The 26,557-nt window shown below is 32.2% G+C and carries 30 protein-coding genes; 6 read left to right on the forward strand and 24 right to left on the reverse strand.

Annotated features, from left to right (window positions below; genetic code table 11):
* Positions 1-2: 2 nt before the first annotated feature.
* Positions 3-389, reverse strand: a complete 387-nt coding sequence (locus tag C3E90_RS12145) for a helix-turn-helix domain-containing protein (RefSeq protein WP_236915937.1) — start codon at positions 387-389, stop codon at positions 3-5.
* A 203-nt stretch (positions 390-592) separates the two neighbouring features.
* Here C3E90_RS12145 and C3E90_RS12150 point away from each other — a divergent pair, with 203 nt between their 5' ends.
* Complete coding sequence (locus tag C3E90_RS12150) at positions 593-889, forward strand: hypothetical protein (protein WP_236915938.1); 297 nt, start codon at positions 593-595, stop codon at positions 887-889.
* A 64-nt stretch (positions 890-953) separates the two neighbouring features.
* On the opposite strand, the gene C3E90_RS12155 is transcribed toward C3E90_RS12150, so the two are convergent.
* The 13 genes from C3E90_RS12155 to C3E90_RS12210 all read right to left on the reverse strand — a co-directional run bounded on the left by C3E90_RS12155 (position 954) and on the right by C3E90_RS12210 (position 17,056).
* A complete protein-coding gene (locus tag C3E90_RS12155) occupies positions 954-1,220 on the reverse strand; it encodes a hypothetical protein (protein ID WP_236915939.1) in 267 nt (88 codons plus the stop codon).
* A gap of 153 nt (positions 1,221-1,373) precedes the next feature.
* Positions 1,374-2,105, reverse strand: a complete 732-nt coding sequence (locus tag C3E90_RS12160) for a DUF1444 family protein (RefSeq protein ID WP_236915940.1) — start codon at positions 2,103-2,105, stop codon at positions 1,374-1,376.
* A 183-nt stretch (positions 2,106-2,288) separates the two neighbouring features.
* Positions 2,289-2,801 carry a DNA-deoxyinosine glycosylase gene (locus C3E90_RS12165; protein WP_236915941.1) on the reverse strand — a complete coding sequence of 171 codons (513 nt, stop codon included), beginning with the start codon at positions 2,799-2,801 and terminating at the stop codon, positions 2,289-2,291.
* A 29-nt stretch (positions 2,802-2,830) separates the two neighbouring features.
* Positions 2,831-3,412, reverse strand: a complete 582-nt coding sequence (locus C3E90_RS12170) for a DUF7686 domain-containing protein (protein ID WP_236915942.1) — start codon at positions 3,410-3,412, stop codon at positions 2,831-2,833.
* A gap of 41 nt (positions 3,413-3,453) precedes the next feature.
* A complete protein-coding gene (locus C3E90_RS12175; protein WP_236915943.1) occupies positions 3,454-3,696 on the reverse strand; it encodes a hypothetical protein in 243 nt (80 codons plus the stop codon).
* A 277-nt stretch (positions 3,697-3,973) separates the two neighbouring features.
* Positions 3,974-6,961 (reverse strand): type I restriction endonuclease subunit R, encoded by a 2,988-nt coding sequence (locus tag C3E90_RS12180; protein WP_236915944.1) that lies wholly within the window; start codon positions 6,959-6,961, stop codon positions 3,974-3,976.
* A gap of 15 nt (positions 6,962-6,976) precedes the next feature.
* The gene (locus C3E90_RS12185) at positions 6,977-8,812 is read right to left on the reverse strand and encodes a DUF262 domain-containing protein (RefSeq protein ID WP_236915945.1); all 1,836 of its coding nucleotides are present in this window, start codon (positions 8,810-8,812) and stop codon (positions 6,977-6,979) included.
* 16 nt (positions 8,813-8,828) lie between these two features.
* Positions 8,829-10,100 (reverse strand): restriction endonuclease subunit S, encoded by a 1,272-nt coding sequence (locus C3E90_RS12190; protein WP_236915946.1) that lies wholly within the window; start codon positions 10,098-10,100, stop codon positions 8,829-8,831.
* Positions 10,093-12,114 (reverse strand): type I restriction-modification system subunit M, encoded by a 2,022-nt coding sequence (locus tag C3E90_RS12195; RefSeq protein WP_236915947.1) that lies wholly within the window; start codon positions 12,112-12,114, stop codon positions 10,093-10,095. Before C3E90_RS12195 ends, C3E90_RS12190 begins: the two co-directional genes overlap by 8 nt.
* A 197-nt stretch (positions 12,115-12,311) precedes the next feature.
* Positions 12,312-14,042 carry a hypothetical protein gene (locus C3E90_RS12200; protein ID WP_236915948.1) on the reverse strand — a complete coding sequence of 577 codons (1,731 nt, stop codon included), beginning with the start codon at positions 14,040-14,042 and terminating at the stop codon, positions 12,312-12,314.
* 217 nt (positions 14,043-14,259) lie between these two features.
* Positions 14,260-15,087, reverse strand: a complete 828-nt coding sequence (locus C3E90_RS12205) for a hypothetical protein (RefSeq protein WP_236915949.1) — start codon at positions 15,085-15,087, stop codon at positions 14,260-14,262.
* Between the two features lie 440 nt (positions 15,088-15,527).
* Positions 15,528-15,662: a hypothetical protein gene (locus C3E90_RS13380; RefSeq protein ID WP_272879142.1), complete on the reverse strand. Its 135-nt coding sequence runs from the start codon at positions 15,660-15,662 to the stop codon at positions 15,528-15,530.
* A gap of 506 nt (positions 15,663-16,168) precedes the next feature.
* Entirely contained in the window at positions 16,169-17,056 is an 888-nt protein-coding gene (locus C3E90_RS12210) for a diguanylate cyclase (protein WP_236915950.1), read from the reverse strand.
* Between the two features lie 108 nt (positions 17,057-17,164).
* On the opposite strand from C3E90_RS12210, the gene C3E90_RS12215 reads away from it, so the two are divergent.
* Entirely contained in the window at positions 17,165-17,410 is a 246-nt protein-coding gene (locus tag C3E90_RS12215; RefSeq protein WP_052221636.1) for a helix-turn-helix domain-containing protein, read from the forward strand.
* A gap of 232 nt (positions 17,411-17,642) precedes the next feature.
* Here C3E90_RS12215 and C3E90_RS12220 read toward each other — a convergent pair whose 3' ends face one another.
* Positions 17,643-17,933, reverse strand: coding sequence for a stage V sporulation protein S (locus tag C3E90_RS12220; RefSeq protein WP_236915951.1), 291 nt, complete (start codon positions 17,931-17,933; stop codon positions 17,643-17,645).
* 153 nt (positions 17,934-18,086) lie between these two features.
* Here C3E90_RS12220 and C3E90_RS12225 point away from each other — a divergent pair, with 153 nt between their 5' ends.
* The 3 genes from C3E90_RS12225 (at position 18,087) to C3E90_RS12230 (ending at position 18,992) form a co-directional block, all read left to right on the forward strand.
* Positions 18,087-18,431, forward strand: a complete 345-nt coding sequence (locus tag C3E90_RS12225; protein ID WP_236915952.1) for a hypothetical protein — start codon at positions 18,087-18,089, stop codon at positions 18,429-18,431.
* 58 nt (positions 18,432-18,489) lie between these two features.
* Entirely contained in the window at positions 18,490-18,621 is a 132-nt protein-coding gene (locus C3E90_RS13385) for a hypothetical protein (protein WP_272879143.1), read from the forward strand.
* Positions 18,622-18,704: 83 nt separating this feature from the next.
* Positions 18,705-18,992, forward strand: coding sequence for a hypothetical protein (locus C3E90_RS12230; protein WP_236915953.1), 288 nt, complete (start codon positions 18,705-18,707; stop codon positions 18,990-18,992).
* 552 nt (positions 18,993-19,544) lie between these two features.
* Here the strand turns inward: C3E90_RS12230 and C3E90_RS12235 are convergent.
* The 3 genes from C3E90_RS12235 to C3E90_RS12245 all read right to left on the reverse strand — a co-directional run bounded on the left by C3E90_RS12235 (position 19,545) and on the right by C3E90_RS12245 (position 21,748).
* Positions 19,545-20,363, reverse strand: a complete 819-nt coding sequence (locus C3E90_RS12235) for a hypothetical protein (RefSeq protein ID WP_236915954.1) — start codon at positions 20,361-20,363, stop codon at positions 19,545-19,547.
* 183 nt (positions 20,364-20,546) lie between these two features.
* A complete protein-coding gene (locus C3E90_RS12240; RefSeq protein ID WP_236915955.1) occupies positions 20,547-20,828 on the reverse strand; it encodes a hypothetical protein in 282 nt (93 codons plus the stop codon).
* A gap of 5 nt (positions 20,829-20,833) precedes the next feature.
* A complete protein-coding gene (locus C3E90_RS12245) occupies positions 20,834-21,748 on the reverse strand; it encodes a ParM/StbA family protein (RefSeq protein WP_236915956.1) in 915 nt (304 codons plus the stop codon).
* A gap of 542 nt (positions 21,749-22,290) precedes the next feature.
* On the opposite strand from C3E90_RS12245, the gene C3E90_RS12250 reads away from it, so the two are divergent.
* The gene (locus C3E90_RS12250; RefSeq protein ID WP_236915957.1) at positions 22,291-22,695 is read left to right on the forward strand and encodes a four helix bundle protein; all 405 of its coding nucleotides are present in this window, start codon (positions 22,291-22,293) and stop codon (positions 22,693-22,695) included.
* Positions 22,696-22,881: 186 nt separating this feature from the next.
* Here C3E90_RS12250 and C3E90_RS12255 read toward each other — a convergent pair whose 3' ends face one another.
* The 6 genes from C3E90_RS12255 to C3E90_RS12275 all read right to left on the reverse strand — a co-directional run bounded on the left by C3E90_RS12255 (position 22,882) and on the right by C3E90_RS12275 (position 25,529).
* Positions 22,882-23,055 carry a DUF6438 domain-containing protein gene (locus C3E90_RS12255; protein ID WP_236915958.1) on the reverse strand — a complete coding sequence of 58 codons (174 nt, stop codon included), beginning with the start codon at positions 23,053-23,055 and terminating at the stop codon, positions 22,882-22,884.
* Between the two features lie 48 nt (positions 23,056-23,103).
* Entirely contained in the window at positions 23,104-23,259 is a 156-nt protein-coding gene (locus C3E90_RS12260) for a hypothetical protein (RefSeq protein ID WP_236915959.1), read from the reverse strand.
* A 97-nt stretch (positions 23,260-23,356) separates the two neighbouring features.
* Entirely contained in the window at positions 23,357-23,869 is a 513-nt protein-coding gene (locus tag C3E90_RS12265) for a GNAT family N-acetyltransferase (RefSeq protein ID WP_236915960.1), read from the reverse strand.
* A gap of 288 nt (positions 23,870-24,157) precedes the next feature.
* Entirely contained in the window at positions 24,158-24,397 is a 240-nt protein-coding gene (locus tag C3E90_RS12270; RefSeq protein WP_236915961.1) for a hypothetical protein, read from the reverse strand.
* A 186-nt stretch (positions 24,398-24,583) separates the two neighbouring features.
* On the reverse strand, positions 24,584-24,742 hold the full coding sequence (locus C3E90_RS13390; RefSeq protein WP_272879144.1) for a DUF6438 domain-containing protein: 159 nt from the start codon (positions 24,740-24,742) through the stop codon (positions 24,584-24,586).
* Between the two features lie 121 nt (positions 24,743-24,863).
* Positions 24,864-25,529 (reverse strand): class I SAM-dependent methyltransferase, encoded by a 666-nt coding sequence (locus C3E90_RS12275; protein ID WP_236915962.1) that lies wholly within the window; start codon positions 25,527-25,529, stop codon positions 24,864-24,866.
* Positions 25,530-26,557 lie beyond the last annotated feature (1,028 nt).

The following is a 26,557-nucleotide window of genomic DNA, read 5'->3' on the forward strand; positions in this document are numbered from 1 at the left end:
TCTTAACACTCCTCCCATAGTGGCTTTCTCTCTTGTGGTTTAAACTCCCCAGCATATATTTTCTTTTGATAAATAAACACCTTTACCATATCCTGAAGTTTTTCTACTTCTTTAATCGTTTTCTCTGAAAAATTTTTCTTCCTGAATAATGTAACCAAATCATCATCATCATCTTCAAAAAGGATGTTTATATCTATATTCAGAACTTTGCATAGAGCATTTAACTCCACAGCCGATACAGTCCTGTTGCCGTTTTCTATTTTGCTTAATGTTTCTCTGCTCATATTAACATCTCTTTCAACAAGTCGTTCTACTACTTCAATCTGACTTAATCCCCTTGCTTCTCTAATAGCCTTTATTTTTAATCCAATAGGAATATCCTTTGCCATCTTCAAACCCTCCTTTGTAATATTATATTACATTATTGTTTGTCATGTGTCAATATTATATCCACTCATGTAACATTTTATTACTATAATATTGAGTTATACCATGAATTATTTTATTAATTTTAAAACTTTTACCTCAAATAATTTGATTTCCCGTGTACCTATGGCTATAATGCTTCAAATTTCGTGAAGGAGTGGTCATTATGATAAATCTAGAAGTTTTGAGATTGGAACTAAATTACCTGCAACAGGTTGTGAATAGGACATTAGGAAATAAGGATGCGAGGAAATTAGGTGAAGTAATCACAGCATTAGTCACTTGTTTTCTTAAGCCTACTACCTATGACTCCTTTTCCCTATCCCATCTCCAAGCAGTTGAGCAGTATCTAAATCAAATTCAGCAGGAAGTAGAACCTTGTGAGTACAAACTTCTGCTAAACAATATTCCTACCATAAGGAATTTTTTAGAGAAAATAAAATTTGAGATATCCAAATGCTAATAAAACAAGGCTTTGCAGGATATATAACCTTATCCCCAAAGCCTTTTCTTTTGTCCTAATTTTCCTATTTCCCTTGTCTCTTTTTTATAAATTCGTATAAATCCGTATTATCCATCTTTTCAAAAGTGATAGCCTTTTCAATATTAGTTAAAACTACCTGTTTGCTCTTGATTTCACCAATCAAAGTATACCGAAAGTCATCATTGTATGCAATAATAAAATCCCCTATTCCTTTATCTATTTCCATAGACTGTAACTGTTTCAGAATGCTATCCCTATTTAATTCATATTTATCAACCAATTCGGCACATTCAATTATTACCTTATTCATATTACCATATCTCCTTTCTCCTATATTGCTATGCTTAGTATATTATTAGAATTTACCATGTCTCAACTCATAATCTTTTAGTTGAATTGGAATAAATTCTTGCAATTCTTTAAACTATACTTAACCCTTATCCTTTTACTTCTTAATATACTGTTAAACAGATGCAATATCAAATTTTCCATCTTTATGCTGATACACTTTATTCGAAACCTTATTCGGGTCATTATCTATCATAATCAGTGATTCTATAATTTTTATATATTCAGGACGCAATTTGGCTACGATAAGTGTAGTTGATGAAGGAATTGCAAAGAGATACTCCTGGCCCACTTTCTTATATATCTGCTTCTGTAATGTAGTACTTAGTAATAAAGTGGAATTATAATCTGTAGAATACTTAAGGCAGAATATATCAAGCATCTTATCCAGTTTAACTAAAGGGTTTGTTATCTTATTTAAGTTTTCCCATGCCCTCTTTCTCACCTTTTCAAAATCTACATCATCGCTATTTAATACAAATCTGAACACTTCCCCTGCATCTGTAACATAAAGTGTATCTATATCTGCAAAGGCCTGTTCTCTGTAAAATTGAATATTATTTTCTCTTTCTCTAAAATCCCTGCTTTTAAGCATAGGATAAACATTCTTATAATCAATTTTAAATTTATATTGGCTCAAAATATCATTAAAAATTCTACTATATGATTTTAAAGTTTCCCTATAATCCTTTCTTGACTGATACTCCTTGTACATAGTATTGAATGGTATAGACATGCTCGTAGGACCAAACTTTACTACTAGATGGTTGCCCTCCATAATGACTTCAGAAAAACGTTTATTTAAATCCATGATTATCTTATTAGAAAAATCAGTAAATGAAAGCATTGCATACCTCCTAAACAATTATTTGAAATACAAAAAAGCATACTCTCTCACGTTTTATTCCAGTATATACTGGTCGTATAAGAGAATATGCTCTCCTTCTGTATACCTATATATTACGTTATATCATTAGTTAGTGCAACGTATTTATTTTAGATTTAAATAAGGTTCTATTACTATAAATGCTTACTGGCTATTATCAATGAATCCTAAATACGATAAAATAGCCTTCCACTGTTCTAACTTATCTTTGAATCGTATTGCATTTGCAAGGCTGGTAGATGGTAACCTATAAAATAATAAACCTTCTTTAAGACACATTTTTCCTATTACCAATTTTATAAATAATTCCTCTGCTTTACTCCCATTAAAAAATACCGTTTTTATGCCAGGATACTGGTTGAAAAAGGTTTCAAAATCATTAGAAACAGGATTAATTATTTTTGAATCACTGCTTCCTTCTCTATCACAACTTTTCAACACATCCCAAATAGCAATGTGTTGGTTCAATAAGAATGTCTTCCTATTCTCATAATCTTCTTCAACTTCTTTATTAAAAAGCCCATATATTATCTTCCAAAACTGATTTCGCTTATTTCCATAATATTGTTGTTTTTCAAGGGACATTACACTAGGCATAGTCCCCAAAATTAGTATTTTACAATTTTTATCAATAATTGGTTCAAAAGATGTAGTCATTTTTCCCCTCTCAAATCAAATACTATAATTTATTCTGTAGGTTCTATAATTTCTAATTTAAAATTCCATCCTTCGCAGGACGTCATCATTCTACCGATTCCTTCTAGGCTATATTCCTGTCCATCAATAATAAATTTTGGTGTTCTATCGTCGTATCTATCATCCCATTCAATACGCCCTTCTACTAGATTGTCTTTAAAAGAGATAAGTTCATGTCCTTGGAATACTTCTCTTTTTATGAACTTTTGTGATAATCCTTTCCTTATCTTTTTATAAAGCCTTCTCAAGGCATCATTTGAATCTTCTTCAAAATCCTGATGTACCCCAAAGGAATACCCTATTTTATCTACTCCTGTAAACTCTACTGCCTTCCAACAAATACCTGTTGGATGAATCTTCTTTCCTATTTGAAAGCAGTGGTCTATACCATCACAATCTTTAAAAGTTGCTTCATTTTCAAAATCCTTATAGTCTTCAACTCCAAGCATATCTGCCGTATACCCATTGTAGCAATCTTCGCATATCAATTGAGATGGCTCATCTTCTTTTATAGTTAAAACTACCATGCCGTACCCGCTAGAGTCTTTTTCACACCATTGACACCTTTCCATGCAAATTTTCTCCTTAAAAAAATCCTTCAATTATCTTTCTATCACTTCCACAAGCCCAATAATCTATGCTGCTGATTTCCTAGGATATCTGCATTCTTTTGCCCTTTTCTTCCCTTACCTACAAAAGGTGAAGGGGTACCATCCAACACAGAATGGTCAGAGGACTTTTTAATCCATTCGCTTGACAAAAATCCAATAATAGAACTATGGGAATTGCCGTACATACTAGTGATAATATCCCAATTAAATTCCTTAATAATGTTTTCTATAAAAAGAGAATTCATATATTATCATTCTTTTATATTTTTATATATAATAATCTCCCTCTCATTGATAAATTCTAGTAATAATAATCTTCTTTATATTTTCAAGAAGAATTTCATATGGGTACCACACTTCCGTATATGAAAACCTCATTTTTAAGTAACGGTAAAATGTCAGATTCAAGGCGTGAACTTTGAATATCGATATATGTAATCTTTTTTGATATTTTACATTCTTCCATAGCCACGCCCCTATCTATTAAAGTAATTTTGTACGGTTTTCCGTCTATATAATTAACTACGCCCTGTTGTTTAACTTCTCATAAGTCTCAACCAACATATACTCCATAAGGGCATTCTTGAACTGCTCATCATCCAAAACACGGGTAAAGAAGGATTGGTTCTGGTCCATCCTATCAATAACTTTATTGATAAAAACTTTCTCAAAAGCAAACCTAAAATCATCAATGGTATTTGTCTTAGCCTTTTGAACCAAATCCTCATCAGCGGCAAAATCCTCTTTAATCTGCTCTACGGATAACTGGTCGGCTTTTGTAAAGTCCGTTCCAAACCGATTATTAAGTCGCTGAATAATACTTGAAAGATAATCTTCCTGTTCTTCCTTTACCCCTGCTCCTGCAAATTTTACAGGTGTAACTGGTACATTTTCATCATCAGAAGTTAGAGAAATACTCCCTTCAAATGTCTTTTTTGCAGCATAATACTCCAAAGCAATTTCATCTGCTAGGTGAATAGTAGAACCTTTTTCCTTTGGCAGTTTTTTTAAGAGATATGTCAAGTATACATATAACCTATGGAGTTCAACATCTTCAAAAGGCGTGATTTGAAGGATGAAGGAATAAAGCCTTATGTATTTCGTTGCTTGGCTACTAAAATCCTCTTTATGCTGTTCATCCAACTTTTTAAACCTTTCTACGGCTATATCTATCAAGTGATTTAATATTACCCTGTCTTTAGAAGTCTTTTTGTCCTTTGGCTTAAAGTATATATGAATAAACCTATCCAATTCTTCTTTTAAATACACGCCAGAGGCATTTAGCATAGTTTCAATATCATAAAGAAGATTGGGTTCTGTCACTTCTTCTACGATAGTTGCCTGATAGTAGGGTTTGAAGGCTTCCTGAATATCCTCTGCCTTATTTACAAAGTCGAGGATAAAGGTATCATCTTTTCCCCCGCAGGTTCTGTTAAGTCTTGATAAAGTCTGTACTGCTTTAACTCCCGACAACTTTTTGTCTACATACATAGTATGTAAAAGGGGCTGGTCAAAGCCTGTCTGATACTTTTCCGCAACTAACAGCACTTGATATTCATCAGTGGCAAAGCGGTCTGGAAGTTCAGACTCCTTAAATTTGTTCATGCCACTTTCAGTATAATCTACTTTATCATCCTTTACGGTTCCTGAAAAGGCTACTAAGGTTTTCATATCTCTGTAGCCTTTCTTTTTGATATATTCATCAAAAGCATGCTTATAGCGTACAGCATGAAGCCTAGAACTGGTCACAACCATTGCCTTGGCTCTTCCCCCTATTTTATGTCTAGTTACGTTTCTAAAGTGTTCTACCATGATTTCAGTCTTTTGGGCGATGTTATGGGGATGAAGGCTTACATATCTTGTAAGTGCTTTTGTGGCCTTAGCCTTATCAAAAGCAGGGTCATCTTCTATTTTCTTTGCCAGTTTAAAGTAAGTTTCATAAGTTACATAGTTTTGAAGTACATCTAGTATGAATCCTTCTTCAATTGCCTGCCTCATAGAATATAAATGGAAGGGATGGGGTAGTCCATCTTCACCTATAGTTCCAAACATCTCAAGGGTCTTTGCTTTAGGTGTTGCCGTAAAGGCAAAGAAACTGATATTAGGCTGTTTTCCCCTTTTTTTTATGACCTTTAATATCTCTTCATCTGGGTCGTACTCTTTGCCTTCTAAATCTTCATCTAGTTTTGCTGCTTCTTCAAGACTACTTACTGATAGCACTTCCCTTAAAGAAGCCATATTCTCTCCTGCACTGCTGGAATGGGCTTCATCGATAATTACTGCATATTTATAATTTTCTAATTCCCCAACCTTTTCAATAATAAAGGGGAATTTTTGCAGGGTAGAAATAATAATTCTTGTCCCACCCTTAATGGCATCGGCCAATTGATTCGAGTCTTTATCTATTTTTTCAACAACCCCATGTTTATGCTCTAATTGATAAATGCTGTCCTGTAGTTGCCTATCCAAAACCCTTCTATCGGTAATAACAATAACAGAATCAAATACAGGATTATCCTCATCATCATGAAGGTTAGCAAGTCTATGGGCAAGCCAAGAAATAGAGTAGGTTTTTCCGGACCCTGCACTGTGCTGTACAAGATAATTTGTTCCTACTCCCTTCTCCTTTGCATTGGCTTCCATTTTTCTTACTGCATCCAATTGGTGATATCTTGGAAATATGATGGTTTCTGAGGTATATATATTACCATCTATATCTTTCTTTTCTTGGGTCTCTATAAATACAAACTTCTTTAGTATATCCATCAGGCTATCCTTTTGAAGTATCTCTTCCCAAAGGTAAGCAGTTTTAAGGCCATCAGGATTATCAGGATTTCCCTTTCCTCCATCACACCCTTTATTAAAAGGTAAGAAGAAAGTCTTGTCCCCAGAAAGCCTTGTAGCCATATAGACTTCCCCGGTATCTACTGCAAAGAATACAATGGCTCTTTTCTTAAACTGGAATAATAGTTCATTGGGGCTTCTATCTTTCCTGTACTGTATAATTGCATCTTCATAAGTTTGACCAGTGAAAGGATTTTTAAGTTCAAGTACAACAACTGGAAGTCCATTGATACAAACGAGCATATCAATGCTGTTTTCGTTTTTAGTGCTGTATCGCACTTGTCTAGTAACAGATATGCAATTCTTTTCATAAAGTTTAACTGTTTTCTCATTTAATTTGCTGGCAGGCTTAAAGTAGGCAAGGTCTAAGTATACACCATAATCTTTAATCCCATGCCTTAATACATCAATCATGCCACGATTATTAAGTTCCCGATTTAATCGGTTTAACACCTTAAATTGATACTGGTCTTTATAGATTTCTTTCAATCGCTCCATTTTCTTGGGCTGAGTATCCTCTAAGAAGTCAAATAGGATTTTTGTGTCAAGGGCAAACTCTTTGTTATAGTCGTTAGCATTACCCTTCACATATCCAGATTTTAAAAGATGTTCTTCAACATATTCTTCAAAGCCCTTTTCTGTAAGTTCCACTGGAGTTTTAGCCATTTTCCTCACTCCTTACTAACTATTTGCTAATACATCAATTTTATTTACATCCCATATCTTCTTACATATCTCTTTATAAAGAGATTGCCTTTCAATAAATTCTACCTTATTAAATAGAACATATGGCTTAAAAGGTAACTGTGTATTATTCATAAACCGCAAAAATAACGGATTATTTTGATAACAGTTCTGATTTAAAGTTCGAGCCAATAGGTTTTCACTGTCATACTTGATTACCTTTTTACTGTATTCCATGTCCTGCAAACTTCTGTTTTTATCTTTAGGAAGTATTAATAGTCCCCCGAATCTATTTCTAAAGTCCTTAAACTCTTCTTCTGTTGAAAAATCAACTTGATGATTTCCTTGGGTGTAATCATCAGCCCAAATATGCTCTATATCGTAGGGGTTTTTTTGTTCTCTATTTACATAGTCGGCAAAATTGCTATTGATACCGCTTTGCTCCTCTAAATAATAGGTCATTCTCGAGAGAATATGGAGCATATACCTTCTTGTAAACTGATTTAAATATAAACCATCAATTCCATCAAGAGTATATCCCATATCACTTATGTAATCTTTTAATAATGCTGCCAACTCCTGTATATCCTTATTACGTATCATTTTTGTAATATTGAATACTGTATATTTAATAGAAGAATAATCTACCGTCTTAAAATTAAAAATCCTGATAGAGATAAACTGGTCAATAAAACAGGAAACCATTTTAATTTTTTTATTAATAACATCCTGTGTATCGTCACTTTTTATAGCAGATAATATAATTTGGTACTGCAGCGTAAACCCTCTATCTGCATTATAAAATACATGCTCATAATCCTTATTAAACTTACGGGAGTATTCCTTTAAGCGAACGTAAATATCAGCATACATGTTGAAATTTTTAAGGACAAAATTTTCAAAATCTGCACTGCTGTTTAAGCCCACAGTAGATTTATTTTCTCGAACCCATTTGTGAAATGTTGTTCCGATAATATCAAAGTCTTTATTTTCTGCCTCTTTCTTACCTTCTCTGATAGTTTCTGCATATTGAGCCCTTAACCAGTTCTTTATGAAGTCTGCGTCTCCATCCTTTTCAATTTCTTTTAACTGTATGACTTTATTTTTCCATAAGTCATTTGCTTTATTTCTGATAGTATTATCATCCATCTCCGAAAGAAGGTATCCCTTTAACATTTCCGTAGGAGTAAGCCTTAGTCCCCTATCATTCATGGTTACAAAAACCTTATGGGCATCCTGCTCCGAATCAGTCCTTATCTGCACTAAAGATACATTATCGATTAGCCATTCGATAAATACTGGAAGAGGACTTTCTTTTAATTCATCAGGAAAAATCCGTTCAATATCTTTATACCTATTGTAAAGGTTAAGAACACTTTCTGATTGCTCATTGGTAGTATCATAATCCCCTGTCTCAAACAGAGATGCTAAGCATCCTTCCCTTTCAGGTACATTGATACAAAAGGTCTTTTGGCCATACATTTCAGAGTAAATCAGATTATCAATGTTTACTTTAGGCGAAGAATTCTGCTGTTTTTGAAGATTGTTTAGGTAAATGAGAAGCAGCGTTAATGATGATAACCTCTGCTGTCCATCTATAATTGCATTATCATTTGTAAGGATAATGGGACCTAAAAAGTAATCCCCATAATTCCTTACATTCATCTGCCTATCCCCATCTTTATAGAACTCATTAAACTCGTTGGTTAAGTCTTCTATCAATTCTTCAATCTGCTTAGTTTCCCAATTATATTCTCTTTGGTAATACTGAACCGTATATTTATTATTTAACAGATTGCGAATATTCCCCGCATGGGCTGTTATCTTATTCATTCATTAATCACCTCGCTCATATTCTCAAATTCCCTACATCAATTTTACCTGTTACTGCTTCAGAGATAAGGGATTGGCGATATTCTTTGAGTTTTTGGATTTGTGTACTTATATCAGATATTAAATCATCTATATTATTTGTCAGTTTAATCAAATATTCAACAATCTCTTCTTGCTCCTTAATATTAGGCAAAGGAACTTTTAAATTGCCAATAAAATCCCAACTTGCACGTGGCATTTTTACTCCATATGTTGATGAATTAACTACATCAATAAATATCGGCGACAGCATAAATAAGTATAAGTACTCTGGCAACATATTAGAAGCAGTTCTTAACACAAGAAGTTCCGATGTGCATCTCCCATTAAAATCTGCAACAATACATTTGGCCAGATAAGGTCTTAATTTCCCAAATAATACATCGCCCTTTCTAAAAATATTCGCTGTCTCTCCAACTGCTTGTTGTTCATCGTTGTTATTCGTTAATAACTTTCCAGTTTTCGACTCAATACTTTCCAGCCCTACATAAGTTTTATCATTGTCACTATCGCTTGCTTTTACATTTCTTATATTTGATAAATATTTTATTCTTCGTATATCCCAATGCTCTGGTATATCACCTATCCACTCAATCCCTGAATCCTTCATCCTAACACTTGGATTAAGTCCTTTGGTAACGGTTTCACTAATAATCGCTTGCCGCTTTTCCTGTAATAGTTCAATTAATTTTTCCTTATCAGCAATTAAACCATCTATTTCAGTGGTTTTTTGGTCAAGGAAATTGGCAATGGCGATTTGTTCCTTTTTAGGAGGTAAAATTGATAGTAAATTATTAACATCTGTAACTGTAACTGCTTCGAATGTACTACCTTTAGATTTAATAAAAAGTTCTTCTAGGCTAACATTCATGCTATACCATAAATACCTTACTTGAACTTTATTTGCCGTAACTGCACAAAGTCCTCTTCCTATGCCATATACTCTATCAGATATATTCATTGCTCCAACAGGAGCCCTTACAGAAAGAAGTATATCATTGATTTTTGAAAATTTATTAGCAGTATTACAATACATTTTAGGTATCGGATGCAAACTAGTAAATTCTGCATTTCCTTGTAAAAATGGCAATCCTATTTCATCAAGACTACACTCTTCTGATTTGGGAGATTGACCCATTGTAATGTTAGATATATGCTTTAATTTTTTAACCTCCCAATGCTCAGGTATCTCCCCTATCCACTCAACTCCTGAATCCTTATACCTCTCATATCTCCTATACTTACTCATCCCCCATCACCTTCTTCAACCTTGCCTGAATACTCTCCTCAAGTTCCTTAATCTCCTTTGCTATCTCTTCGGAAGGTCTTAGAGGCTCATATTTATAAAAGTGCCTTGTAAACGGTATCTCATATCCAACTTTAGTCTTACTTTCGTCTATCCAGGCATCAGGAACATGAGGTTTTACTTCCCGTTCAAAGTATTCATGAATATCCTCTTTCAACGGTACATTCTCAGTATCTCTTAAGTCTGAATCTGGTTCTGGATTACCCTTATTGTCTACACAAATGTCTGCTGTTTCATCCTTTTCAGATAAGGCAGATAATATAGCCTTTAATAGAGGGCTGTTCAAATTAATATTTGCTGCTTTAAAAGTCTTTTTAAGTACCTTGGTAAAGGTATCCCTATTTTTATAAAGAACATTAGCATCCATTGTTTGTAAGGTGTCTATTATTTGCCTTTGAGTTTTCTTGCCTTCCTCTATTTCTTTAAGCCCTGCTTGGCCTTTCTTCCTGGATTCAGCAAGTTTCTTAAAAGCCGTTTCATTGTATAAATTATTAATCCTCTCTTCAGTTACTTGGAAGTTAAGCCTTAAGGGTCTCTCCACTACTATTTTTTGATAACCAAAATCTTCATTATCAAAAATCTTGCAGTATTCGTTTTCTTTAAAATCCCCATATATCCTCGTAATTTCTTTTATCTGTTCCTCACTGATTTCATTTCTTTTATTTCCAAGACTCTTCCTCATCTTCTGATAGAAGTCTACTGCATTGACCAATTGTATTTTCCCTGCCCTTACAGGACCTTTCATTAGGTCATTGTTCTTACGGTTGGTTACTATCCAAATATAAGTAGAAATGCCGGTGTTATAAAATAACTGGTCGGGCAGTGCAATAATCCCTTCCAGCATATCATTTTCAATTATCCAGCGTCTGATTTCCGATTCTCCTGAACCTGCATCCCCTGTAAATAATGGTGAACCGTTAAAGATAATGGCAATACGGCTGCCTTTTTCATCTTGCCTCATTTTAGACATTAGGTGCTGTAAAAATAAAAGAGAACCATCAGATATTCTGGGAAGACCCGCACCAAATCTACCATCAAACCCGTCTTTCTCATATTCTTCACGAATAAACTTCTCTGCTTTTTTCCATTCCACGCCAAAGGGCGGATTAGTAAGCATGTACCTAAAAGTTGTACCCCTGTGTCCATCCTCCGTAAAACTGTCTCCTAAGATGATATTATCTGCATTTTGTCCTTTTATAAGCATATCGGATTTGCAGATACTAAAGGATTGGGGATTTATCTCCTGCCCAAATAATTCTACTTGTATTCCAGGATTTAATTCTTTCAAATGCTGTTCTGTAACTGAAAGCATGCCTCCTGTCCCTGCACAGCAGTCATAAACAGTTGTAACAAGTCCTGGTTGAGTCAGTTCCTCATTATCTTCGTTTAGGAGAATATTTACCATGAGCCTTATAACCTCACGAGGGGTGTAGTGGTCTCCTGCCTCTCCATGTTCAGAAAATCTTCTTATCAGTTCTTCAAATATGTATCCCATTTCTGTGTTGCTTACTGCATCGGGATGCAAATCTATTTTATTAAATTCAGATATCACAAGATAAAGCAGGTCATTATCATTAAGTTTTGTAATCTGCTTATCAAAATCAAAATACTCTATGATTTCCCTAGCATTCTTAGAAAAACCATTAATATAATTCCTTAAATTATTTGAGATATTATCTGGCTCTGCTAATAACTTTTCAAAATCATATTTGCTGGTATTATTGAATTCCTGACTTGAAATCCTATTTAAAACAGGGTCTACGTTTTGGAGCCCTGACTTCTTTAATGCTTCATACTTTTTAAGTACTTCCTCTTTAGTGGCTGCAAGAACACAGTCAAACCTCCTTAATACGGCCATAGGTAAGACTACATCCCCGTATTGTTCTTTTTTATAGGGACCTCTTAAAAGTTCTGCTATACTCCATATAAAGTTAATTTTATCTTGAAAATTAATCAAATCTATCACTCCTATGAATTTCCCAATTTGGGTATATTAAATTCAGCATTAATATCTACATACCAAATTATATCATCTATACTTTAATATTCTATATCTTTTTAGGTTTTCATTTGCAATTTGCATACTGCATCTTATATAGGGTGCAATGCTGTATATAAAGAAACATGCCAAAGGTATATATAATTAGTCCTTTATTATGCAATAATAGGATTTCTCAAAGACAATGCCATATAAAATAGTTCATCTAAATACAGCATCAATTTTAATGAATTTATTTCAGTATCATAGTTAACAGCCTGTCCATGAAATATTTTGTGTCTGCTAAAATCATGTACTCCATCTGGTTTTTCGGGATTAAATCTGACATAGAATGAATCCATACAATTAAAAGCATAACTAACAATAAATCCATCTAGTTCCTTTGCTTTCTCTTTAAAATTGTCATACAAGATACCAAATTTAAATGCCGTTACATCATAATTTCCCCTCATAAAGTCTCGAATGATGCCTTCAATCATTAGCGCCCATACTGGAACTGATAGGGAATACATTTCTAATTTATGAGCATAGAAAGCATCTTTAACCTTCTTTTCCCATTTATTAAAATACCCTAATTCATTCCATTCGTTTATTATCTCTTCAAGTTCTTTGTATTCACCAGATTTATAATAGTCAGATATTATTTTATCTACATCTTTCTGCTTTAGAGTTTCTTTATTTTTATAGATATAGTTAATTATTTCTATGGGAAGGGAACTAATAAACCACCATCCAAATTGGAGCATGGTTTTTGCCTTTTTATTTAAATTGTCGCTAATATTTTTTCTTGCAAACAGAATTTGCTGTGTCTCCAATAAAAACGGCCTTATATTGCCAATGATATCCTGCTGAACATTTGCAAAATTAAATAACTTGTCATGATGTGTGAAGTTAAGTATTTTGTTTAATTCTGCTCCAAATACTTGCATATGACTCTGAATGCCACTATTCATGACATTTCTAAGTGTTTCTTGACTTTCTAATGCCATTTTAACATATTCCATGTTGATTGGCTGTAATATATCCCTTATTGCATTTATTTCAGAATAATAGTTTTTAATTGTTTCATTAACAATACTCGTTGCTGGTGCTAATATAGGCTGTATTTCTATTATCGATTTACTTATGTTCCTTTGTATTGGGTTAATAACTTCCATATATGTACCTATCATATTCCCCATCTTACTTGCAGTAGCCGCCAATTCCATCAACGCTGAATTACCTATAATGTTTTGATATATTGCCATATCAATCAAAGGAGGTCTTACTGTTTCTGTTATTCTACTTAGTTTTGATACTAACTCTATGCCTGGCAGTGAGTTTTTATAGTAGTCAGCAAAATCTAATTTAGGCTTTAATTGCTCTGCTACTTTTTTCATGTGTTCTCTATACTTTTCTGTTTCTTTTTTATGTATCAAATAGAATTTTTTGAAGAAGTCATCTGTTTCTTCAGATACCTCTTCGGCAAATCCTTTTAAATAGTCTGAACTATTTATTATTTCTTTTCCTACTTTTTGCAAGTCATTATCTGATAAACCCTCTATGTCGTCTAAATCAAGAATAGGGAAGTCATCTTCCTGGTAAATAACTTTTTTATTATTGTTGATTATCTTCAAAACCATTGTGCAGAATGATTTTCTATAACTTTCTGTTTCTTCAAAGGCCTTTTCATAAGCGATTGCAGCATTCATGCTATAATAAACAGGTATTTTTAATTCTTTGCCCTTCCAATTTACATGTACTAGCCTTATCGCTCTTTTATGGGCTTCTATTATATCTTCTACATTTGTTATTTTCTTTACATCTCTATATTCTTTTTTCACAGATATCACCCTTTGTCCAAATACTGTTAATTCCATTTTACGACATATCTTTATAATCCTCAACAGAATTACAGCATTTTATCGACCATTAATTTGTTATAATAAAAGCACATCTCTTAAGGAGTGTGCTTTTATTTGGACTACTTATCAATTATCAGCAATAAATAATTTGTTATAGATGTTTTATTCAGTACATATTTTGTTTGCAGAAGGTGCATTTTACCTAATGCTGCCTTCTGCTTTTCTTTTACTAGGGGTCTTTTATTTTCTTTACTATATTTTAAATTAATTCATCTATACGCTTCATCAGTGTGTTTTTCCCTAGATAGTTTTCAATAAATATTACAGGAATCGGCGTATCTTCTTCATCATTTATTAAGTTCTTAATTGATGCATCATATCCTTGCTTTCTATACTCCTGAATTTCTGCTTCGATTGCATCAATGTTTGGTATGTTAATCGCTCCTGTATTAAGGACCTTATACTCAAGCCATTCTCTCGGAATAATTTCAAAACCTGGCAGTTCCCTCTGAGCCCTTTCGTATATATATAAAATATCTGCTTGACTTGTTGTATTGGAAAGGTTCTTTAAACTATTGCTTCCATATCCTTTTGTCCAAATTATCATTTCTTTGTTCCATTCAAACTTCTTCAAACAATAATCTTGCAATATATTTCCTTCGTCTTGCTTTAGTCTTGTTTGTCTATTTCTTTCCCATGATAATAATTCTTCAAATGTCATGGGTTTACTAAAGAACTTAATGACTAGATTCCCTGTACAGCATCTACATTCTTCATCATAATCGTAGTATTCTGTTGGTATGCCGGTAACTTCGAATTCACCCATTGAATTCATGAATTCTTTAATGCAGTAAAACCCTATATTATAGCAGTCTTTATCATATTTACATTCTTCCAAATATGCAATTTCATCATTGCCTACTACAACTTGAATACTTTGGAGCATGCCTTTGCTAACAACACTATACAGTTCCACCTCTCTGCCATCTTCAGATAGAAGATAATTGACTTTGATTAGTCTTTTACTTGTTCTATTCTTAACCGTCTTTTTATTTTCAGCACTAATTACCATTTCTAATTGTCTCATGGTTCATCTCTCCTTTTATTTTTAATATTAAATTCATATTTCCTTTTTTTATTATGCTGGAAGTGCTCCACTAGTGGAGCACCCAGTCATTCCTCACAAAATGTTTTCTAATCCACTTTTACAGTAAATTTATTATGCTTCTTCTAATTTATCTGCAAAATACTTCTCAATTACTTCATTGCAATCATTTTTTTCAAGCCATTCATATGCTTCCTCTGGTTCTAAAGGAATAATACCTTCGATCCCCCATCCACATCCATAACCTGACTCTCCATACTTTGATAAGGCACCACCTGAATATCATAGGAACATATTGCCTTTTTTGGTTATATATAATTCTTCATGCAAATAATTAAAGTCATCATTGCCAAGACTATTCCAGTATTTGCCCAATAATTCCGCCGTTTCTGTATTATAAACTTTACGATTAATTATTTTTTTCATATTTCATTTCTCCCTTGCTTTTTATATAATACTATTAACAAATTTATTTTTATAAATTTCCACTGTAAAAGGGGCATTCGGCAAAATGCCTCTTTTACTTCTTTGGTACTTGGTGCCCTAATCCTTACCATAGAATCATCTCCTTTTCCGACCCTCTATTATTGAACATAACACATGTTTTTAAAAAGTAAGGTGATTTGCAAGATTTTAAAAAACTTCTTTAATAATCCATATCTCGTTTTTCTCCCCTTCTATTTTTGAGCATAACACATGAAAAATAGGCAGAATGGATTTTTCATAGGTCTTTAGTCCTATTTTTATATATTTTTTAAAAAACTTTTTCCCTTTTCTTAATAACTGACACTATTTATGCTTAAATTTGGCATCAAAAAACTGTCTACTAAAAAAGTAGACAGTTTTTCAAGAAAAGGATGCTTGTTGAAACCACTATTAGATGGGCATACCTTATATATAATTGGGTATCCTTGTCAAGTTTATTTTTTTATATCCTTAGCCCTTTATCCTTAAAACCTTAACCCTATAATTATGTATATTAGTGGAGTTAGGGTAAAGGCTTAAGTTACAGGGGTTTTGATGGATTTTCATACCACAAAAAAGATAAGATAAATAAAACATATTACTTCTTTCCCAAATAATTTACAATAAGTTTATCTAACTTCTGACTTAGTTCTAATATCTCTGTACTAGTAAATATTTTGCTCTTTCCATCAATTTTTCTGTTTAGTTCATCTCTTATTTCTCTAATTTCCTTTGCTAAATTATTAACTTCATTATTCTGTCCTTTTTGTTCTTTCTTCTTTTCCTTTTCTCTATATAAATTTTTATCTGCCATTTTTATCATATCCTCCAAATCTACTAAACAATCAGTACAGGCTATTCCCGCACTGATTTGAATATTCATCCCTTGTTCTACTGCTAGTTTACGAATCTCTCTCCTAACTCTCTCTGTTACTCTTTTCGCTGCCTTTTTATGCTGATTAAAAAGCAAAATAATAAATTCGTCGCCCCCATACCTTATACCTAAATCCTCTTTTCTTATACTGTTTTTAATCGCCTGTCCTACTATTTCAATTGCCTTATCACCTACTAAATGCCCAAAAGTGTCATTAATTTCTTTTAAATTATCTATATCTATGAATATTAGGGAGAAATCTTTTTTGCTATAAAGATGATGATATATTGAACCATCGTTAATCTGTTGCCAATAGTTTCTATTGTATAATCCTGTAACTGAATCTGTTAATAACTTACTGCATTTATAGTTATTTGAATCAATGGTAATTACATAATACTTTTGGTTGGCAATAATAATTTTATTAATGGTCACCCAACGCTTGCCATAACTAAATTGAACATATGAACTTTCAGATAACCTATCAAAAATATGCAATTTTTTAAGGTAATTATAGGCTTCTCCATTATTAATGCTGCTGTACTGAATCTTATTTTCATGATTCAAAACAATTTGAATTATCTCCTCAGTTCCATGTCTTTCCTTATGCATTACAATTAGCCCCCAAATTTATAAGTTTGTTCTTTATTAGAACATATTATTGCACAACTTCGGATAAAATACAAGTGTTCCAATAAAGAACAAAAGGTGGTATGTTTGATGAAATTAATATTAGATTCCGAAGAACGCAATATTGCAGGCTCTAGAGTTAAAATTGCAAGGTTAAAAAATAATATGACGCAGCAGGAACTATCAGTAAAACTTGAGACATTAGCAGTTTATGTGGATAGAGCAAGTATTTCAAAACTCGAACAGAAGAAAAGGATTATAACCGATATTGAACTGGTAGCCTTATCTCAAGTATTAAATGTAAGCGTCAGTTGGCTCTTAGGTCAAGATAAATAAGTTTTGTTTCAATATACACCTATTCTTATGAATCTAACACTGATTCTTTCATCCACCTACCCCTATGCCATTAGCAGATATTTATTTGTGCCTTTATTTTTATCTTCTACCCCAAATTTATAACAAAAAAGCACACCCCCTTATACTTCTAGATGCAGTATAAGAAAGGTGTGCCCCTTTCGTCAATATGCCTTTACGTTACCACATCTTAATTGTAACTACAAGAACTATACTATTTCTTTTTTGCAATTATAGTCCAGCGTATGGCTGTCTTAGCGACAGCATCATTTTCATGGGTTACTGTGTCCACCTTTACATAAAAAGGTCTTATATAAAATTTGTAGCCCATCTTAACTAACCTTTCCGTAAACGAAATTAAAACTTTTACCGTCTGATAGCCGGCCTTCATGCCGATACAATCGATATTTACAGCCAAGTTTTGCTTTATCTCTTCTAATGCTGCATCTACAACAGCATTGATATTGCTGTCTCCCGCAACTTTAAGCACCTTTATATTATCCATGCCTTATATGCCTCCTTACCTATTTTGAAGGCATATTAAGGGTTGAATATGAGGCTTTTCAAGAATTTATTTTTTATTCTTAATTAGGCCTTTAAATTATTTTAAGTATCTTTGCATTCTAATACTTATTTATGTAATGAAGTAATTATCGAATTGTTCTATACTAATGCTGGAGTATATTCTATAGACCCCAGGGATATAGGAGATGAAATTGTAAAGGTTAAACTCCTTAAAAAATTAGGCCAGAACGCTGATTTAGATGTAAAAGAACTAAATCAGGTAAAAGATATTGCATCTATCACTGAACCTGAAATGAAAAATTCTAAGGACAATACAAGTAGTAGCAAAACTGAACTAGAAAATATAGAGCCTTTTACCCCTCTTCGTAATGAAGTAGTATCATGTGAAACAGATTCTTCCCAAAATCCTGAATACTACTTTATGAATATTTCAGATGCACAATTGTATTGGTTAAAGCAAAAGTTTGATAAAGTTTGATATGGATACAATTTAGGAAATCGATGAAAAGTCAACAATAGAAGATATTATTGACATAGTGGGTAAGATTATAAATGGTATTCCATTTGAACTTGATGAATATCTCTACCCTGAAAAATACACACCATCCACTTTAGTAGATGAAAATCCAAATCCTATTCTCATTGAACCTGAAGATATGCCCTTTTAAAACTTAATTTATAATAAAAATAGTTGACTTTTATATTTATCCTTTCCTATAATGCCTCAAACTTGGAAAGGAGATGATGTTTTATGAAAAATAAGCATCTTGAATCAGAAATTAAAACCCTATTAAGTAATGCCGAGAAAGTGTTGGGTAAAGACTCTATTCAATACCAGAATCTGGACTATTACTTTGATATTCTAGTAACCGTTTACGAATACAACTTTGATAGTGAAAAAGATTTACTATGTGAATTGAAGCAATTATTAAATAAACTCTCTGAAAAAATGTCAGAACTAGAACCACAACAGTTTGAAGAAAAATATCCAAGTATAATTCAAATGATTGATTCCTTGGATAAGTACTTATCTGAATAATTATCTTTCAAGGCTTTCCAGTAACAAAACTGGGAAGCCTTTCTTATATAGATTTTTAATAAGATAATGGGTAAGAAATTTTAATACCTTCAGTAACTACTGCCATATTATGTATTTCCTCATTCTAAATTCCCTATCTCCCTTTAACCCATAACCCTTCTTCACCATTCTAATTATGTTTTAGAATCACCTTTTTTCTTCTTTCCCCTTAAAACCATTTCTAGCCCTTGTTCCTTAATAAAAATGCATAAAACCTATCAAATTGCTCCGTTTCTGACGCAAAAAGATGCATTTCTAATAATTCATTCTTATTACTTCTCTATATAAGAGTAACGTTTCTAAAATCGAGTTTCGCCCCTTAAAATGCAAAATATTTTAATATAAAAACAAAACAGAGAAAATAAATTGCTACAGAGCAATAATCTCCTCTATTTTGCCCGCTTATTAACTACTTACTAAAATACCTGTATTTAAAGATATCATGTACCGTATTATTTGTAAACCTTAGTTCTTCATAGTTCCATACTTTTTATTCCAGTTCTTAAAAGTACTTTAATCTCCATACCTTTCATTCATAAATTTCTTATGTTCATTTTCCATCTTTTTGATACTTTTTATATTCCACATATCTGAAAGTCCAAAAGACTCAAGTGTTGCTTCAAATGTTGTTACTTTATATCCCTTTTCCCTTAGACTAGTAATATTGGAATAGGTCCTTCTTGAATAATCAAATATAATAGCAAATTTAGCAGTCTTAGCCTGTGACTTGAAATATTTCCCGTTGTTTTCTTCACATATCTTTGCCATTTGTTCTTCAACTTTCCTAAATTGTTCCCATGTACCTATAGCATCACACATTCCAGTTTTATTTGCAATAAAGCAGTTGTATATGTCTTCATCTATTGGGTCGTATTCAAAAGAATTATTAATATCTGCCTTAATAAATTCATCACGCTTCCTTCTATTTTCGATAAGCATATCATGCCGATAATTTGCTATAGACATAAACTTTTTATAGTCTTTAGGCAGAATCCAAAACTTGAAATCTGGTGTTGCTATTCTATAATAGAGATTATCACTGCTCATGCCTTCATCCCGAACATAGTATGCATCAAAGTATGTCTTTTCTCCATTTATTGTTATGTATTGGTTGTTAGCAGGAAACATAACTTCCGCTTTTTTAATGGTTTCGCCGCTTTCTCTAATACTTATAAAATCAATAATAAAGGCTTCATCACCTATTTTGTCTGGAGTCGAGCCAACTTTCTGTATTGATATTGCACCAACTTCTTCGGAAAATTCACTTTGATTCTTTTCTGGAAAATTTCTCTTTTTCTTTTTGCTAAACATGCTAAAAAGTTTTTTCAACATATTTATCTCTCCTATTTTCAATAATTAATATTAAAATAATTATAACATATCTGACTTTTAAAGTTACCAATTTTAACCTTGCTTGTAATAGTTCTCTTTTTAAAAATAGAAAAACGGCAGTTTAATAATCTGCCGTTCCATAGTAAACATCTTAAATATCAAGTCTATTTTAAAATTCTTCTCTTACAAGGTATTAAACATATCGAAAATCTCTCCTGGAAGTTTTTCTTGATTGTTTTCTATTTTGTTTAAATCCTTGCTGTCTATACCATATTCACGCAGGGCTTCTTTTACAACCTCTTTTACTGTTTCCCTATCAAAATCCTTATCCCTTTCCCCTATATAACTTAATACTGCCTTTATTACATAATCCGTTTTATATCTCTGTGTAGAGAGTATGTTATATACCTTAGCATCTTCCTCTCTATCCATAGAGAATGAAAGGTTTATTCGTTTTGTTGCCATTAAAATCACCTTCTTAATTCTTGCTCTAATAGGATTTTATAGCCCTTTGCATTAGCAAACTGGTCAAGGTTTTCTATATATTTTATCTTGTCCGATGACTCTATATATTTCCTCAACATCATACCCCCACCACCAACGATTATTGTTGGGTTCCTGAATTCAAAACCGTACTCCAAAATCTTTGTTAATAAGTTCTCTACATATTCCTCTGCTTTCATTTCTATCATTTTGCCGATATCTGCATCGAATAAAACTGGTTCTCTTCCTAAGATAATATCCTGTATCTGCTTTTCTGTTAGGTTTATATTCATCTTTAATAATTCCTGCTGTATACTTCCAAACAATGTAATTACACCGTTAGGTAGCGAATAGCAGGATGCAGTATTAATTATCCCGTTTTCTACTATGAAAAAATCTGTAGTATATCCACCAATATCAATAACGTTTGCTGCTGATACATTTTTATAGTCTTTGTAGATATTAATAAAGGCTGCATAACCTTGGGGATATACCCTACAATCAACAATATTAATCGCATAATCGCTTCCATTAAAACTAAACTTGATGTTGTCTCTTATAAAGTATTCTCTGAATTTATGTTTCATTTTACCGTAATGAACGATAGGAAGGCCCACACCTAAAAACCCCTTTATTTCACCTTGGATTCCTTGTTTATAAATTTCATCCGCAATTGCAGGTAGGGATAGAATAAAAGTATTATCATTTATAGTTTTATCAGTTTGAACACTTAGCCTACTGCTCCCTATAGTATAGAAATCACCTTTGTAAACCAATAAATTGCTCTTTGTAATCGGCTCAACATCAGATTTTGTAAATCCTGACTCACATACAAACCCTACATGGTTTTTTGTGCATTTATTGCCGTTATCTAATCCTATTAACATAATGTTGCTACTCATAACAACTCCTCCATTCATAAATAAAATTTAAGTTCCTCGTAGTTCTTTATAGTCGATGATTTTTTATAATTTCAAGTATTTCTGCAAAAAAATTGCTTACCCAGCAAACTAGGTAAGCATACAAAATAAAATAATACGGAGGTTATTTCATTAACATTGTAAAATGCCTTCATAAACGTAAACATATATTTTATAATAAATCATTCTCCACAAAGTCAAATCTAATTTCTACTTTTTTAACTTTTTCCTTATTTCCTTTTACCTAAATCCCTTTTATATATTATGTATTTAGTAAATCTCTTCAAGCCCTTTAATTTACGGCATTCGTAGAAGTTTTTAAGCGACAAAAACTAGTTTATGGTATATTAGGGAGAAGGTTTATTGGGTTAAGGAACAAGTATATGCACTATATTAACTTTTACTACAACGCCTTAACCCTTATACCTTCTTAGTGATTTCTTTACATAAATTCTAGCATTAAAATTTGACTTATCCCTGCCCTTCCGTATAATGTTAAAAATCAATTTGAAAAGATGAATTCTATGAGTGAAAATTTGTATATAAAAGATTTTAAAAGCCTGAAAGTATGGCAGAAGGCGAATGTTCTTGAGCAGGATATAAGGGAATTGGTTAAAGGATTTCCAAGTTGTGAGCAATATAGGCTTACAGACCAGTTAGTACGGGCTGTTAGGAGTATAGGGGCAAATCTTGCAGAAGGAAATACTCAGTTATTTATTAAAAAAGAAAAGGTCCATGCAAATGCTGCCCTTGGCAGTGCAGGAGAAGTAAGAAATCATCTTCTTACTTCTTTGCAGAATAATTATATTTCAAAAGAACAATATGAGATTCTGGATAATAAAACAACCGAGATTATCAAAATGCTTTATGGTTACATAAAAAGGTTGAAACTGGAGATAGGTAATGATTCGGATTTTAGTGACTCCTAATAATGGTACAACAAGGGTTAAGGTTTCAATTTGTACCTTAGCCCCTTATGCCTTATTCCTCCGTCTAGCCTTCCTATACGCATTTTTTTAGCCCTACAGGTAATGTTGCCCATTTTAAAATTAGTGCAATCAATAAGAAAAAATGCCTTGGAAGGCCGCTAATCCTCCAAAGCATTCTAAAAAATCCTAATAACTTACCCCTTCTACCTTTTTCTTTGATACCTTCCAATGATGCTCCCCGCTCTTATATACAAACATTTCTCCATGATAACTTACATTACCCTCATTATCTACTATTACACTATAAACAGGGCAAGTTCCATAGCACACTGTTCTTTGCAATTTTATGTATTCGAACATGATAATCCCCCTATTAGCCTTCATATTCATATACTTATTTACAAAACACTATATTCCATAGTGAATTAAGTGTTTATCCTCACTAATTGCATTAGATAACTTTTCAATAAGCAATTGAAGTTCCTGCGATTGATAACAACTGTTTGCCTTGGACCATTTGTTTTCTTCAAAAGAATCTATTATTCCAAAATCATGCTTAGCCAAACTATCACCCCCTGCAAATGTATATAACCTTTCTTAATACATATTTTGAGAATATTATTCACAACCTAAATTTGTTTTTTACATTTGCTACTCTATATTAATTAATTTCAATCCAATATCTTCTTGTTATTCTCTCAACACCATCAATCACATTTATAATTTTGTCTTGCAATAATCCAAAATTTTTTTCGATAACACGGGCAGAACCTAAATTATTATCATTACATGTAATTAAAACCTTGTTTAAGCCAACAACTTCTTTTGCATGCTTCAAGGCCAAAGAAAGCATAATTGTGCCATATCCTTTATTCCATTTTGAATATCGAATACCATATCCTATGTTACCACCGAAACATAACAAAGAGTCAGTTAATTCATGACGAATTGATACTTCTCCGATAAACTCATCATCTTCTACTAGCCATAAATATGTTGCTTTAACATAATTAAGCGGTAAATTTTTGCCTGTTTTAAAATTCTCAATTTTTTCAAAGATGTCATATTTTGATGCATCTAAAAATTGATAAGTATCAACTTTATACTCAGAAAATTCTTTTATAGCATCAATATAAGATGAATAATATTTTTTACATGGTACTATCAATTCCATTTATCTTACACCCCTTAAAATACAATATCCTTTACTTCACAAAATCCCACTGTTGCGCAAAATATAAACATTATATATTCATTGCTTTACAAACTGCTTTTGCTCTTTAAGGTAATTTCCTATTTCATCATTATGTAATTTACGAATTTGAGCATTAGGACTTTCGGTGTATTGTTCAGATATATAAACAGGCTTCTTATCCTTACATGATTTTTCTTTATTCTTTAATAGATAATTTATAAGTCTTTGGTGATTGTATTAATCTTATCTACTTCATCACTCTTAAAATTATCTATCGTACACATCAAAATGAAAATCTTTTGGTATAATTGAATGAATGCATTCAACCTCTTTTTTAGTCGAACATTCAGCGGCAAATTCACAACCATAATGTTCCGCTGAAAAAACATACTTATCCTCATCCATGAAAAAGATGCTAAACCATTTTATCTTGTCTTCCTCATCAAAAGGATTATGTATTAATTCAATTACAAATTCTTCTGTAATTTCTCCAGTGAAAACTTTCATGTTATCTATACCTGTATCAAGAATTCTTCCAAAAACTTCTGCTCTTTCAATGGCTGTTTCTTCATCAATCCAGCAGTCAATTCTAAAATGAGTACATTTTTTTAAAAAATAAGATGGTAATGGTCCCCAAAATTATAATTAGTTGGAACTAGCATTCCATTCTTAGTTTTACGTCCTTGTGATATCTCAAAATGTATAGAATACTTTTGCACTTGTTATCCCTCCATTACGCTTTATAATAATTTCCCCATTATAAATTACATTGCCCTCGTTATGTACTATTACACTATAAACGGGGCAAGTCCCGTAGCACATTATTCTTTTCAATCTAATATATTCAAACATGATAGCCCCCACAATTAGTGCACATAATAAAATACGACAGAACTGAATCTAAAGTTATGTTATATCATCCCTAAAAATTAGAATTTATCGAGCATGGTTCCACACCATAATCAATACATCATTATATTCTCTTAACAAGCCAAAACATTCTATTATATTGTTCATATTCGGGATAATAAATTTCTTCGTATTGTCTTATATCAAATTTTCTTTCAAAGAACTTTATCCATTCATCTGTTGTATTATTCCATAAAATCAATCCATCATCAAGTAAATTATCCTTTACAACCTTTATATTCCATTCTGATATTTGTTCTGTTGTTACGTATGGATTCACTTTAACTAAAACTTTACCATTTTCTTTTAAAACCCTCTCCACTTCATTCATTAGAACCTCTGCATCATCAGGATACAAATTATCTATAATATTAGATAAAATCACTGCATCAACCTCTGAATCATCTATATTCTTTAATTTATCAATTCCGCCTTGACTAAAATCAAATTCTCCTTGCGTCATTTGCTCTGCTCTTTTTTCTGCAACTTCAATTGCCTTTTCTGATAAATCAATTCCAATATTAAGTTTTGTTCCATTTATAGCACATAAAAATAGCATAGTGCCATTGCCACATCCAAAATCGAGAATTTTCTCTGTCCCATTACAAATCCACCTAATTCCTTTATCAAGGGTTTCATTTCCAGAGGTTGACTTCGTTGGAACGTTAGGTATTTCCTTTGAAAAAATATTATTCCATTCATTCACACATTTATCATACTTGTTATTCATGATTATCCCCCTTTAATTTTTAATCAACAAATTACTATTTATTGAGTTGTTTATATCGTTCATATGTTACATCTTTTTACTGCTATGATAAAACTTAAGAATATTGTTATATTCATATTTTACCAAACCATACCATATACCTTTATTTTACACTATATAGCCTGTAAAAGCACCTACTTCCTTACACCTTACCACTTTTTAACCAATTCCTCTAATACCCTCTTAACCCCTTCCACAACCAGTTTCCTATATTGATATAAATAATACAACTTTATTTTCATTTTGATAGAATTTTCCTTACAGAAAAAATAGGGCATGTTCTATAGGAAATGCAAATAAGGTCCTAATTTATTTGCCCTTTTATCCACATTCCCGTTATATTTTATATACTTTATCCCCATTCTTGTATCAAGAAATGTGGGTAAAACACCATCTAAGAACTTTATTTTCTTTTTGTAACTACTTTTCTGCAATGCAAGGACTTTTCTGTTTCTAGAATTTTTCGCAACATCATTTTTAGAAACAGAAAAAAAGGCCTATGTTGTATAGTAAAAGTAAATAAAGTACTTTCACGAATTACCTTTAATCTTCATATCCCTTTAGCCTTAAAACTTAACTAAACCCTGTATTCCCAATACTTCCCCTTATTCCTTATCCCTTCTAATACCACTACTTTATTTTCTTTTTACAACAACTAATTAACCCCTATATCCTGCCTAATTTATTTCCTATTTTCCTTACCCCTAAATCCTTAATCCTAACTATGTGTTCATCAAACAAACTCCTCACCTTTTTCAAATAAAGTTCTCTCACCAACACCCCTCAAGCCCTTGATACTACTGACTTGTTATTCTCTTCCAATTATCCATTTAATTCCTTAGTTCTTGAACCTGACCTTATAAAGTACTTATATTTCTTAAGAATCAGGGCAAAAAATGAAAATAAAGTTCTATTAGGATTGAGGAAATAATAGGATTTAGGAACTAGGGATAAGGGGAGATTTTGTCCATTTATTCTTCCATTTTCTT

Source organism: Clostridium sp. Cult2 (assembly GCF_021655075.1).
Lineage (GTDB): Bacteria > Bacillota > Clostridia > Tissierellales > Tepidimicrobiaceae > Schnuerera.